The following is a 14,191-nucleotide window of genomic DNA, read 5'->3' as shown; positions in this document are numbered from 1 at the left end:
GTTACCGCTTGAGTAATTATATTAATTAACGGAGGCTGAATATGAACACCGATAAATTGTTTGCCCCATTTCAGGCAGGAAGCTTGTCTCTTGCCAATCGTATCGTAATGGCACCTATGACCCGTGTGTATTCGCCAAATGGCGTCCCGGGAGAAGATGTTGCTGCATATTACCGCCGGCGTGCTGAAGGCGGAGTAGGTCTGATCATCACCGAAGGAACGGCGATTAATCATCCTTCAGCGGTCAGCCACCAGAATATTCCCAATATCCATGGTGAAGCCTCCCTTAAGGGATGGGCAAACGTAGTGAAAGAGGTTCATGCCGCTGGCGGCAAGATCGTACCGCAGCTCTGGCATGTCGGGATGGCCCGCACTATAGGCCAGCAGCCGAATGTAGATGCACTGCCGATAGGACCTTCCGGACTGGATCTGGCAGGTGAGCCGGTTACGGAGCCTATGACCCAGCAGGAAATAGACGGGATTGTCGCTGCCTTCGCCCAGGCTGCTGCCGATGCCAAAGCAGTAGGCTTTGACGGAATCGAGCTTCATGGTGCGCATGGCTATCTGATAGATCAGTTTTTCTGGGAAAAAACCAACAAGCGGACTGATGAGTATGGCGGCGACCTGGAAGCCCGGACGACCTTTGCGGTTCAAATCATTGATGCCTGCCGCCGTGCGGTTGGCCCAGACTTTCCAATCATTCTCCGTTTCTCGCAGTGGAAAAGCGGGGACTATTCCGCCAAACTGGCTCAGACACCGGAAGAACTTGCCCGCTTCCTTACTCCGCTCAGTAATGCCGGTGTGGATATTTTCCACTGCTCAACACGCCGTTTTTGGTTGCCTGAATTTGAAGGCTCCGAGTTGAATTTGGCAGGCTGGACCAAGAAAATCACTGGCAAACCCACAATTACCGTAGGTTCCGTAGGTTTGAACAGTGAGTTCGTAACCGCCGTTACCGAGAAGAATGAAGAAGACAATATCGAACGGTTGCTGGAGAAGCTGGATAAAGCTGAGTTCGATCTGGTCGCTGTCGGCAGAGCGCTGATCAGTGATCCGGCCTGGCCTGCTAAAGTGAAGAGCGGCAGAACAGAGGAGATTATTGCTTTTACATCCGAATCGACAAAGACTCTGTATTAAAATGTATAGGATATTCTGAAAGTATAGCCGCCCTGATCAGGGCGGTCAGGCTGTCGAGAAAGTCTCGACAGCCTTATTTATGTGTAAATAATTCAAGACGACACCGCGTTAATTTTGTTTAATATAGGTAAATATCTATAGAACGGATGGTGTGTTGAATGTTACGTCCCAACCGAGAAAAACAACAATCCTATGAGTTTGTTTCCATCGAAGATTTGGTCCCCGGAGATCACTTTCTCCGCAAAATAGTTAAGTATATTGATTTTTCATTTATCGATGAGAAAGTACGATCCCTGTACTGCGCAGCTGGAACCGGCGGACCCGATTTAAAGATACGAATATATTCCAGGATATTTCCGATGAGATTGTTCTCCAAGTCAATGCGAAAAAGCACCAGTACACTAAACAAATGGTTTTGCAAAATACAAATGACCGATGTGTATGGTTACGCCCGGAATTGTCCATGACTCCGTGCCCTAATTGTCGCGTTTGCGTTTGGATCGCCAGCAAGTACGATTTGAATTTAACGTTGAAGCCGTTTATTAATAATAAGCCATTCCAATTAAATGACAAGCAATGGAATGCTTTAACCAATAAAAAGCCAGTGACGTTACGGCGGTTTAGGTTTAGGTAGGGCTAAATGTTGAACTTCTATCCGATTATAGGCAGCTTTATGTATCCTGGTATTCGTTATCTTCTTGGAAGTCCTACTTTAAAGATGGTATTTGGAGGGAAAGCCAAACATTCTTTACTGGTCTTGACCAATATGACCGAGTTCGTGCATTGCAGTATAACTGGGCCTTGTATGATCTAAAGTTGGAAATTCGCCAGGTTTTGAAATCAATTTTTAGACTAATCACACTCTAAATATCTGTATACTTAAAATGAGAAAAATAACAAATATGTATTGTTAAAATATGGATTAAAGAGTATAGTGTCCTTTGTTGGCGCTTACATTGTTAAAATCTAGAAGATTTCAAAGTTTCGAATTCTTCTTGACAAAAATTTTTTGGTACGATAAATAAAAAAACGTTTATCAACAGGCTTTGGCGGGCGCGTGATAAACGGTTTTGGTATAGTATTTCTTTGCCATCTTCATTAGAAGATAAGTAATGATATATATGTTTAGTATATCAAATGCTTAAAAGACTCACTTGTTTAATGATGATTGTATAGCTGGCCAGCTTTCAATATAAATAATATGGAAGGATGTTTATTATGAAAAAGACAAAAAGGTTTTTAAGTTTTCTCTTGGCTTTGGGTATGATTTCTTCTTTTGTTACTGTTGCCAGTGCAGAGGAAAATAAAGCTGAAACAAAAGGATCTGCCCCCTCTGGTTTGAAAGTTTTAACCCCTGCAGAAAACGATGAATATTTTAGTAGCCTATCCAAAAACGAACAGGCGAAAATAGACGAGAAAATTCAGAGTGCTGAGAAAGTTGCAGAAGAACTTGCGACTCAAGCTCGAACAGCGACAGTAACAGCAACCAAAATTTCAATACCGGGTACGTTCACTATATATCAGCAAACTCAGAGTAATTACTGCTCTCCAGCAACCACAAAGAGTATAGTGCAATATCTTACTGGGTCATCTGATAGCCAAGGTACGATAGCAAGTGCATTGGGAACCTCAATCATCGGCACAGTTCCTACAACTATTGCGCCATACTTAAATAGCAAGCAAAGTACTATGTATTATGTTTATTCTGCAAATCCAAATCAAACAGCTTTGCTCAGTGATTTATATTACGATATTGTTATCAAGAAATCACCTTCGTCGGTGGGGATTTCCAATTCTACTGGAGCTAATTGGCATTATGTGACAAATGGTCACAATTTGGCGGTTAACGCAATATATGACGACAAGTCTATAGTCCAATTCGCCGATCCACTTGGCGGAACACAATCTGGATGGCCAAGTTATTATGAAAAAACAGCAGCTGTTGCTGGTTCTGTTTCTTATATGGTAATTTGGTAAATTTTTTTAATCAAGAGGTGTTTGTTAAACAAACACCTCTTGATTTCAAGTAGATGGTTTCGAAAAGGAAGGGTTATTTTGAAAAAAATAATAGGGTTGCTTGGCTTGGCTTTTATAGTAATTTTATGTAGTTGTGAAAGAAATTCCGAAAACGAAAATAAACGCGATTCTAAACAAACAATTACCTCAAGCAACGCAAGCACTTCGATATCAAATGATACAATTTCTATTTATGACATTAACAATGCAAAAATCGGGGGAATTGAACGTTATGGAGTCTTAGTGCTAACCGATGACAGCATTATATACAATAAGATTCCGACTGGGTCTGTTGACTCGATAACCGAAATGGATTACTATCGTTACATTTTCAAAACAAAAGAAAATATAAAATTGGGTACAGTTAAAAATTGGTCATACGAAGCTAAGTATGATACAACTGTCATTGGTAACTCTTTATACATGTTTGTCACAACTGGTGAAATATCGGATATTGAAAACAGAAAACTTCTTCTTTATAAAGTGGACTTAATCAGTAATACTATGTCAGTTATTTTTTCTGAAAAAGGTGGATTTCCGTACAACACCATGACAGCTGTGGGAAATAAACTGTTAATGGTTAGAGTAATCGCTACCGGCGGTTCTGAGTTAGAAGAATATAATACAGAAACGAACGAGAGAAAGATTCTAAAGAAATTTGATTTTGATGACAAAGCCAATATAGGGGAAGCTATCCGACAGATAACATCTGACGAAAATACAATTTCATTATTACGGTTAAAAATAGAATCAGGTGGTAAATCATGGTTGTACCTAGATGTATACGACCATGATATGAGTTTCCTGCATAGTGTTGATGTGTCAACGATTCCATCTAATTCTACCGACTCGTCCGAGAGCGAATTGCGTCAAGGAGTATCAGATTTTGTCGTTGTAAACGATTATATCTACTATGCAAATTTTAGCATTACGAGATTTTTAGGGAAAGTTGAAAATGACTCTCCACGCTCTATTATGAATGTTAATCCAGAATTTGAAATGTCTTCAGAATCTGTAAAAAGCAAACTTTCGGGTTTATTTTATCAATCATTTGGCAAAGATAATGACTTATATCTACTAAATTACACAGACGGCACACTGAAAAAAACAACGTTTAATGTTGATGACGAAAGGTATTATATTATCAACATTTCGAGATATAATGATCATCTCTTAATTACAATGAGATATAAAAACCCCGACACAGGAGAAGAACTTGTGCCAAAATTGTACTATGTTAATTTGTCAGAGTTGAAATTTTTATAGGGTGATTCCCTCATATCAAGGATTCGGGCAACTCGACTTGTCTTATACTAAAAGCATAAATGATTTTATTCTCATTGAACTTGGCGGCATAAAACTTGGCGAGAATGCAGAGAAGCGTTACTTCGATCTGATGCATATAAAAGTTATTGTTCGATACGGAGCCGCTTAGGGGCTGCCGTAGCTTGTAGGGATTTCCATCGGCATGCCGGAGAAAAACAAATATATTGCATCAAGTGCTTCAACTGATCCTTCAGAAAAGCGATTAAGAATAGACCTATCATCCCAGACGGCTTGTCTAGGATGGTTTCTTGTTAAATGCCCTTCGTAATATGAGGTCAGCCAGTTTTTACTGGTTGACCTCTTTTGATCATAGGAGGTTTAGTATGGGTAGCCAGGGTAGAACGTCTCTGCCCGTGCGGCCTTTACCCCGTGAGCTAAACTGTTCACCCCCTTATCCGACTGTTCTACCAAGAGGACTTCGAGTTTGATGGTGTTGATTTCTTAGGTACGAACTTAAGAAGATGCAATTTTGAATCCGAACCTATTAAAAACGCCTTGTTTGTAGGTGCTTTACTTGATGATTGTAACTTTAAAAATACATTATTTGAATATGAATCACTCTCGATTGTTTGAATTTAATTAACTGAAAAAATTAATAGCACAAGTCTACCTTTTAAACCAGATGGGCTTTTTTGTTGTCAATATTGAGATGAGCCGTGGATATGGTGGGCTTAATGTAATTTATGTTATAATTTTTAATTAGATAAGTATAAAAATAATTGTTTATTTGAATAGTTTCTTTAAAAAGGACGTGAAACCATGACAATGGAGAATAACTCACCGGACTTAAAATCCGGCAAGGGTGATTCGAAGGATTACTCGAAATATTTTGATTTTTCTGATGCCAAAGTCATCAGTGAAGAAGAAGGTAAAACCACCTACCGGATCAAGGGCCGTACCGTTCAGATCAATTCCAACCCGGATTACAAGGAAGGCAAACGCCGGGGTAAGCAGGATATTGAAGTCATTGACTTTGAGAATGCGGACACGAACCGGATTATGGAAGAGTTCAGAGAGATCAACCGCCACAAACAGCATTATTACTCCATAGCCACTTACGGCTGCCAAATGAATGAGCATGACACTGAGACGATGAAGGGGCTCCTGGAGCAAATGGGGTATCTTGGCACCGAGGACCGCAATATGGCAGATATCATTCTGCTGAACACCTGCGCCATCCGGGAGAATGCAGAAGATAAAGTATTCGGCGAGCTTGGACACCTGAAGAATCTGAAGCTGGAGAAACCCGGCCTGTTGCTTGGGGTCTGCGGGTGTATGTCCCAGGAGGAAGGCGTAGTTAACCGGATTATGTCCAAGCATGGATTTGTGGATATGATATTCGGCACCCATAACATCCACCGCCTGCCACATCTCGTTAAGGAAGCATATTTTAGCAAAGAGCTCGTCGTAGAGGTCTGGTCCAAGGAAGGCGACATCATTGAGAACCTGCCGAAGAAGCGGGAGGGCATGCGCGCCTGGGTGAACATCATGTATGGCTGCGACAAGTTCTGTACCTATTGTATTGTACCATTCACGCGGGGCAAGGAGCGCAGCCGCCGTCCTGAAGATGTAATCGCTGAGATGCGGGAACTGGCACGTCAGGGCTTTAAGGAAGTTACGCTGCTGGGACAGAATGTGAATGCCTACGGCAAGGATTTTATAGATATGGACTATACATTCGGGGACCTGATGGACGATATGCGAAAAATAGACATCCCGCGTATCCGCTTCATGACATCGCATCCCCGCGATTTTGACGATAGATTAATTGAAGTGCTCGGTAAAGGCGGCAATCTGACGGAACATATCCATCTGCCTGTCCAATCGGGAAGTACAGCTGTGCTGAAGAAAATGAGCCGTAAATACAGCCGAGAAACGTATCTTGAGCTTGTACGGAAGATCAAAGCCAGCGTGCCTAATGCTGTGCTGACTACGGATATCATTGTTGGCTTCCCTGGTGAAACTGAGGAGCAGTTCGAGGATACCCTGTCACTGGTGCGCGAAGTGGGCTATGATATGGCATATACTTTCATTTATTCTCCGCGTGAAGGAACGCCAGCAGCTTCCATGGAGGATAATGTCCCGCAAGAGGTGAAGAGTGAACGCCTGCAGCGGCTCAATGATCTGATTAAGGAGCAGAGTAGGGTCAGCAATGACCGGATGCTTGGCGAGATCGTCGAGGTATTGGTGGAAGGCGAGAGCAAGAACAATTCCAATGTGCTGTCCGGCCGCAGCCGCGCCAACAAGCTGGTGCATTTTGAAGGGCCGAAGGATTTGATCGGAACCTTTGTTCAGGTTAGAATTACCGATACGAAGACATGGTACATCAAAGGGGATTGCGTAGCTGAAGCTGCGGCAATTCTATAATTATAAAGAAATGGGGCGATAGCAGTGAACCAGGAAGAACCGCGTTTGAATGAATACGGCATGCAGACCTATAATACCCGTGACCTGATTGTACGTGAAGATATTATGGGAAAAGCCAAAGAGCTTGCCTCACTCATCTCCACGAGCGAAGAAGTAAAGCATTTTCAGCAGGCAGAGCAGAAGATCCAGAATCACGAACGGGTGCAAGGTCTGATCGCTACCATTAAGAAGAAGCAGAAAGAAATTGTGGCGTTCGAAAGCTTCAAGAATAAGGAAATGGTCGCCAAAATCGAACGTGAAATTGAAGTGCTGCAGGATGAGATCGACGGGATTCCGGTCGTGAATGAATTCCAGCAAAGCCAGAGCGATATCAACTATCTGCTGCAGCTTGTAATATCGGTGATCCGCGATACCGTTTCGGAGAAAATCAATGTAGAAGCGGGTACCGAAGCGCCTCCTTCGACCTGTGGTGATTAATTTCAAGAAGATCCACTTATTAAATATGCTGGGGCAAAGGATGATTCATTGTGAGCGAGAACGGGGAACAAACCTATAACGTCAAAAAATACCGCACGCCGGACGGGGTCCCGGCCGATATTGTCATGTTTACATTGACCAAACGCGAGCGGAAGACCGTCACCAAGACGCTTCCGCTGCGTGAACTGAAGGTCATGCTCGTGAAACGTAAAAAATGGCCATGTGCAGGGATGTGGGCATTGCCGGGCGGATTTTGCCAGGAAGATGAATCCATCTACGATGCCGCGACCCGTGAACTGAAGGAAGAAACCGGTGTGGACGGCGGGCATTTGGAATATCTGGGCGTATACAGCAAGCCTGGACGCGATCCGCGCGGATGGATTATCAGCCATGCTTTCTTTGCATTAGTGGAAGAATGGATGCTGGAACATAGACAAGCTTCCGATGATGCGGGAGAGGTTGGGCTGTTCACACTGCAGGAGGCGCTTGAGGAGCTTGAGCTTGCTTTTGACCACCATGACATTATTACAGATGCATATTTACGGATTCAGCAGCAAATGCTGCAGACGACGATTGCCAGGCAGTTTCTGCCCCATCATTTCACCCTGAGTGAGCTGTATCAGGTGATCCAGACTGTAGTGCCTGAATTCAAGGAGCCCAATTTCATCCGCAAAATCACTTCAACCCGCAGCCGTCAGGGTATATTAAAGGAAGTACGGGATGAAGCCGGCAATCCGGTAAGCTCCAACCAGTATTCGCAGCGTCCGGCACAGCTCTATATGTTCACGGATCATGAGCCTTTGTTATCAATCTATACCTAGGGAGGGATAGCAGTAATGAGAGCTTTGATCGTAATTGACTTCACGAATGATTTTGTGGATGGCAGTCTGCCCGTGGGGCAGCCTGGTATTGATATCGCACCGCGGATCAGCGAGCTAACTCAGGCTTTCGTGGACAACGGGGATTATGTGGTGATGGCTGTGGATCTGCATGAGGAGAATGATCCTTATCATCCGGAGAGCAGGCTGTTTCCACCACATAATCTGCGGGGGACTAAGGGACGGGAGCTGTACGGCAGTCTGAAAGATGTGTACGAACAGCATCAGGATTCAATTGATTGGATGGACAAAACGCGGTACAGCGCCTTTTGCGGTACAGAACTGGAACTGAAGCTGCGCGAACGGGGGATTACCGAGCTGCACCTGATCGGAGTATGTACAGATATCTGTGTCCTGCATACGGCAGTGGATGCCTATAACAAGGGTTTCAGTATTGTCGTTCACAAGGATGCGGTGGCCAGCTTCAATCCGGAAGGCTATAACTGGGCGCTTGGACATTTCAGCGGAAGCCTCGGAGCTACCGTTGTTGAAGCAGAATAACCTATTAACAACCACCTACAGTATGCACCAGTGAAAAGCTAGGAGATGAGGATTTTGAGGAGAGAACTTGCTCTACATACAGACAAATATCAAATCAATATGATGTACGCCCATTGGGTGAACGGAAGTCATAAGCGCAGAGCGGTGTTTGAAGCCTACTTCCGCAAGCTTCCCTTTGGCAATGGTTATGCCGTATTCGCCGGGCTGGAGCGTATCACCCAGTATATTGCCGAGTTGCGCTTTACGGAGGATGATATCCGCTATCTGTCGGAGCAGGAAGAGAATTATGCCCCTGCTTTTCTTGAAGAACTGCTGCAGTTCCATTTCCAAGGCAGCATCCATTCTATGAAAGAGGGTGCCCTGGTTTTCCCGGATGAGCCGCTTATTCGCGTCGAGGGTACGATTATGGAGGCGCAGCTGGTAGAAACGGCGATCCTGAACTTCATGAACTACCAGACACTGATTGCCACTAAGGCCTCGCGGATTAAGCAGGTGGCTCCAAAGGATACACTGCTGGAGTTCGGTACACGCCGGGCACAGGAAGCGGATGCAGCTGTCTGGGGTGCACGTGCAGCTTATGTGGGAGGCTTCCACGCAACCTCGAATATGCTGGCCGGCAAAAAGTTCGGCATCCCTACGAAGGGAACCCATGCCCACTCCTGGGTACAGAGCTTTGCCAGTGAGCAGGAGGCCTTCGATGCCTACGCCAAGGTAATGCCGGATGGTGTTACCCTGCTGGTAGACACGTTCGATACGCTGCGCAGCGGTGTGCCGCATGCCATTAATACAGCCAAGATGCTGGAGGCGGCAGGCAAACGGATGAACGGTATCCGGCTGGACAGCGGTGACTTGGCGTATCTGTCTATCCAAGCTCGCAAAATGCTGGATGATGCGGGTCTGGATTATGTGAAAATTGTGGCCTCGAATGATCTGGACGAAAATACGATTATGAACTTGAAATCCCAGGGTGCGGCTATAGATACGTGGGGTGTCGGCACACAACTCATCACGGCTTCGGATCAGCCCTCCCTGGGCGGTGTATATAAGCTTGTTGAGATTGAATCGCCTTCCGGCGAAATGGTTCCGACGATCAAGATTTCATCCAACCCGGAGAAAGTATCCACGCCAGGTAAAAAGGATGTTTTCCGGATTATTGGCCCCAAAGGCAAAGCCCTGGCTGACTATATCAGCTTCCCCGGGGAGAAAGAGCCGCAGAGTGGTGCCCGTCTGAAGCTGTTCAATCCGCTTCATCCTTATTTGCAGAAGTATGTGGAGAAATATAAAGCTTTGCCGATGCTGGAGCCGATCTTCGTAAACGGGTTCCAGGTCTATACGTTGCCGGATCTGGATGAAATCCGCCGCTATCATCAGGAACAGATTGATTTGTTCTGGCCGGAGTATCTGCGTAAGCTGAATCCCGAGGTATACCGCGTGAATCTCAGTGAGCAGGTATGGAAACGCAAGCAGCAACTGATAGCGGAGCATATGATGCCGGATCCGAATGATGAACTTAGCTGACAACTGGTAGTAAGTAAAAGACAGCGAGGCTGTTCCTGGAGTAGATCTTCTACTCAGGAGCAGCCTTTTTTTGGATACTCTCAAAATTCATCGGACAGGTTTCTGACCTGTGATAAATATCATGATTTATGTGATAAATTTAACATCTTAATTTTTAATTTTATTGCTAAATTAAGGGTGACATTGGTTCCACATTGGACTTGGGAAGTGCGGATTAACACACAATATTCACATTTAGACATTTTTATGGCAGATTACCTTCTATTAAAGTAACGCAGCACTGTCGTGTATAAAGAAATCGATTGAAATCCATAAATAAATGTGATTCCTGAGGCGTGGAAAATGCAAGATATGTCACTTCGCGACTGACAATTTCAAGTTACAATCGTTGAAAAAGTCAAAAGGATGTTATTCTACTTGACACAAAGAAAGGGGTTATGTCGGTGGTACAATTACCAATCGTCAATGATCTCGGATTTTTCGAGATTCGTCTGGAGTCCATTGGAGGCTTAGGTGCGAACCTTGCGGGTAAGATGCTCGCTGAAGCAGGTGTAGTGGGGGCGGGCCTTAATGGCGTCAGTTTCTCTTCGTACGGCTCGGAGAAGAAGGGATCTGCAGTTAAAGCGCATATCCGCTTCTGTGATCTGAACACACATATCCGCGATACCTCACCTGTGGAACGTCCGCATGTGGTGGGTGTGTTCCATGAAGCGCTGGCCAAGACAGTCAATGTGACTAGCGGGATTCTTGAAGAGAGCACCGTACTGGTGAATTCGGCCAAAACGCCGGAGGAACTGAAAGAGCTGCTGAAGATGAAAGCCGGAACCATTGCCGTAATCGATGCAACAAGCATTGCACTGAAAGAGAAGAATCGGGTAAATATGGCGATGTTAGGCGCGTTATTCCGGCTGTGTCCATTTCTGGATACCGCAACGATGAAGGACGTGATTCAGAAGTCTCTAGGCAAAAAATACCCTCAGGCTGTCGAGTCTGCCATTACAACGTTTGACCGCGGCTATAATGAAGTGAAGTTTATGCGATTTGAGCTGGCAGCAGGGGATACGATGCCTGAATATGTCCGTTCCGATATTGGCGTTCTGGGATATGATACGCAGCCGATCGGCGGCTCGATAATTAATCCAGGCAGCACATTCCTGAAGAACCTCAGCATCTCACGCTCCGGCATGATCCCTGCGTATGAGAACGAATCCTGCATTCATTGCGCTCAGTGCGATACAGTATGTCCGGACCAGTGTTTTGTATGGGAAGAACGGATCGACCGCAAGGGCCGTTCGCAAATGTTCCTGACGGGCATTGATTATCAATATTGCAAGGGTTGCTTGAAATGTATAGACGCCTGCCCGACCTCAGCGTTATCAAGCCAGCGTGAGAAGGAAGGCTATGCTGACAGCCACACGGTACACCACACATTTGATCTGATTACACAGCTTTAATTCTCGAAGAAAGGTGGAATGAATAATGGCTATAGATTATGAAAAAGAAGTAGGCTCCGCCAAAGTGGAGCAGAAATTCCTATATGAATCCGGTAACGAAATGGCTGCATATGCCGCCCATCAGATCAATTATCATGTGATGGGCTATTTCCCGATTTCACCTTCAACAGAAGTAGCCCAGTTCCTGGACACGATGAAAGCCAGCGGTCAGCATGACATCATGCTTGTACCTTCAGATGGTGAACATAGCTCCGCAGGGATCTGTTACGGCGCATCTACTGCAGGCGGACGAGTATTCAACGCCACCAGTGCCCAAGGATATATGTTTATGCTGGAGCAATTGCCTGTACAAGCAGGTACCCGTATGCCAATGGTAATGAATCTTATCTGCCGCTCGATCTCCGGTCCGCTTAATATTCACGGGGACCACTCCGATTTATATTTTGCCCTGAACACCGGTTGGCCGATTCTGATGTGCCGTGATCCTCAGTCTGTCTATGATATGAATCTGATGGCGTTGAAGCTGGCTGAACACGCCAAGGTCCGTCTTCCGGTAATGGTTGCATCAGATGGTTATTTCACTTCTCACCAGAAGCGGCGTGTACAAGCTTTTGCCCACCGGGAGGATGTTCATAAGTTTGTAGGCGAACAGCCGCCTACTGGCTTTACAGACACCTTAGACCGTAACAATCCTGTTACGGTAGGCCCTTACATGAACGAACCGGATTATATCAATAACCGTTACCAGCAATCTGTTGCCATGTACAATGCTGGTGAAGTATTCGAAGAGATTGCCCAGGAATTCGCAGAACTGACTGGACGCCACTATCCGATGATCGAGCAGTACCGGATGGAGGATGCCGATGTTGCCGTGTTCCTGATGAACTCTGCTTCGGAGATTATCAAAGATGTTGTCGACCAGCTTCGTCTGCAAGGGATCAAAGCCGGAGCGATCTCCCCTAACATGATCCGCCCCTTCCCGCAGAAGCAAATCGCTGAAGCATTGAAGAATGTGAAGGCTATTACGGTTGGAGACCGTGCAGATTCTGTAGGTGGACACGGCGGTAACATGGTCAATGAAATTAAGGCAGCCCTATTCACATATGGCAACACTACCACTAAGGTAATCAGCCGCATCTATGGATTAGGCGGTAAGGATTTCTACGCTGAAGACGGGCATCATTTCTTCCAGCTGGCAATGGATGCTGTAGCTGCCGATCGTGTGGAAATTCCTTTTGACTACTATGGCCACAATCCAGGTTCACCGGACCAAGCACCGAAGCGCCTGCTGAAGCCGATGAACTTTGAATCCCTCAAGACAGGTCTAATCACTGTGAAGCAGAACGAAGAGACTGGCAAGCTTAGTGTGAAGGTACCGCCAATCCGCAGCCTGATGAAGAAACCAAGACGTTTGTCACCGGGTCATGGCGCCTGTCCGGGCTGTGGGATTTTCTCCGGTCTGGAGCTGTTCTTCAAAGGAATTGAAGGAGACATTGTAGCCCTGTATCACACAGGGTGTGCGATGGTTACAACTACCGGCTATCCATATTCCGCCCATAAGTCGACCTTCATCCACAACCTGTTCCAGAACGGTGCAGCTACGTTGTCCGGTGTCGTGGAAATGTTCTGGGAACGCAAACGCCGCGGAGAACTGGATGGATTGGGACTTCAGGAGGACTTCACCTTTGTCATGGTAACTGGTGACGGGGGCATGGATATCGGCATGGGTCCAGCTATTGGTGCTGCCTTACGCGGCCATAAGATGATTATTGTAGAGTATGACAACGAAGGATATATGAATACCGGTGCCCAGCAGTCGTATTCCACACCGCTCGGCCATCGTACTTCAACTTCAAGCATCGGCAAAACACAGCAGGGTAAAGTTACCCAGCATAAGGATACCGCTCAAATCATGGCGGCCACTAACATCCCTTATGTATTTACTGGTTGTGAGGCATATCCGCAGGATCTGCTAAAAAAAGCAGCCAAAGCCCAGTGGTATGCACAGAACGAAGGCCTGGTCTACGGCAAGATTCTTATTGCATGTCCGCTGAACTGGATGAGTGAAGATAAAGATGGAACTAATATTGTGTCGCTGGCCGTAGAATCCTGCTTCTTCCCGCTGTACGAAGTAGAACAGGGCACAACAACAATAACGTATAATCCAGAGGAAAAGGACAAACGTGTGGAAGTCGCTGCTTGGCTGAAGACGATGGGCAAAACCAGACATTTGCTGAAGCCTGAGAACGAGCCTGCTCTGCGGAGCTTCGAAGGTGAAGTACAACGTCGCTGGAATCGTCTCAAAGCCAAACACGAGCACCCGGATTTGTAGGACTTATAACATCTGTGCCGATAATACCCATAATAAATGCACAAGCCTGGCAGAATTTATCTGCTGGGCTTTTTTTTGGATCATGGTTGTGTATTAAGTGGAGAACGTAGAACGTCACATGGCCGGAATTTCGTTTAATCAAAAAAGTAGCATACATCAGAATAACTATTTAATAAAACACTTTTG

At 45.5% G+C, this 14,191-nt stretch carries 10 protein-coding genes and 1 pseudogene; all 11 read left to right on the top strand.

Annotated elements, in window-relative coordinates; genetic code table 11:
- Positions 1-41: 41 nt before the first annotated feature.
- Entirely contained in the window at positions 42-1,136 is a 1,095-nt protein-coding gene (locus AC0MA3_RS13770; RefSeq protein ID WP_474656620.1) for an NADH:flavin oxidoreductase, read from the top strand.
- 158 nt (positions 1,137-1,294) lie between these two features.
- Positions 1,295-1,569: pseudogene (locus tag AC0MA3_RS13765) on the top strand (transposase); the annotation flags it as partial.
- Positions 1,570-2,354: 785 nt separating this feature from the next.
- Positions 2,355-3,113, top strand: a complete 759-nt coding sequence (locus AC0MA3_RS13760; RefSeq protein ID WP_474656619.1) for a cysteine peptidase family C39 domain-containing protein — start codon at positions 2,355-2,357, stop codon at positions 3,111-3,113.
- A gap of 78 nt (positions 3,114-3,191) precedes the next feature.
- On the top strand, positions 3,192-4,418 hold the full coding sequence (locus tag AC0MA3_RS13755; RefSeq protein WP_474656618.1) for a hypothetical protein: 1,227 nt from the start codon (positions 3,192-3,194) through the stop codon (positions 4,416-4,418).
- Positions 4,419-5,237: 819 nt separating this feature from the next.
- Complete coding sequence (gene miaB, locus AC0MA3_RS13750; RefSeq protein ID WP_379154092.1) at positions 5,238-6,845, top strand: tRNA (N6-isopentenyl adenosine(37)-C2)-methylthiotransferase MiaB; 1,608 nt, start codon at positions 5,238-5,240, stop codon at positions 6,843-6,845.
- A gap of 60 nt (positions 6,846-6,905) precedes the next feature.
- Positions 6,906-7,322, top strand: a complete 417-nt coding sequence (locus AC0MA3_RS13745) for a YlbF/YmcA family competence regulator (RefSeq protein WP_379154094.1) — start codon at positions 6,906-6,908, stop codon at positions 7,320-7,322.
- 50 nt (positions 7,323-7,372) lie between these two features.
- Positions 7,373-8,143, top strand: coding sequence for an NUDIX domain-containing protein (locus AC0MA3_RS13740; RefSeq protein WP_474656617.1), 771 nt, complete (start codon positions 7,373-7,375; stop codon positions 8,141-8,143).
- A gap of 15 nt (positions 8,144-8,158) precedes the next feature.
- On the top strand, positions 8,159-8,701 hold the full coding sequence (locus AC0MA3_RS13735; protein WP_474656616.1) for a cysteine hydrolase family protein: 543 nt from the start codon (positions 8,159-8,161) through the stop codon (positions 8,699-8,701).
- Between the two features lie 45 nt (positions 8,702-8,746).
- Complete coding sequence (locus tag AC0MA3_RS13730; protein ID WP_474656615.1) at positions 8,747-10,219, top strand: nicotinate phosphoribosyltransferase; 1,473 nt, start codon at positions 8,747-8,749, stop codon at positions 10,217-10,219.
- Between the two features lie 443 nt (positions 10,220-10,662).
- Positions 10,663-11,673: a 2-oxoacid:acceptor oxidoreductase family protein gene (locus AC0MA3_RS13725; protein WP_474656614.1), complete on the top strand. Its 1,011-nt coding sequence runs from the start codon at positions 10,663-10,665 to the stop codon at positions 11,671-11,673.
- Between the two features lie 25 nt (positions 11,674-11,698).
- Positions 11,699-14,005 carry a thiamine pyrophosphate-dependent enzyme gene (locus AC0MA3_RS13720; protein WP_379151681.1) on the top strand — a complete coding sequence of 769 codons (2,307 nt, stop codon included), beginning with the start codon at positions 11,699-11,701 and terminating at the stop codon, positions 14,003-14,005.
- The last annotated feature ends 186 nt before the right edge of the window (positions 14,006-14,191 follow it).

The sequence above is a fragment of the Paenibacillus sp. LS-5 genome, assembly GCF_056121505.1.
The sequence above is the reverse complement of the archived record's forward strand: the minus strand, read 5'-3'. Positions and strand labels throughout refer to the sequence as shown.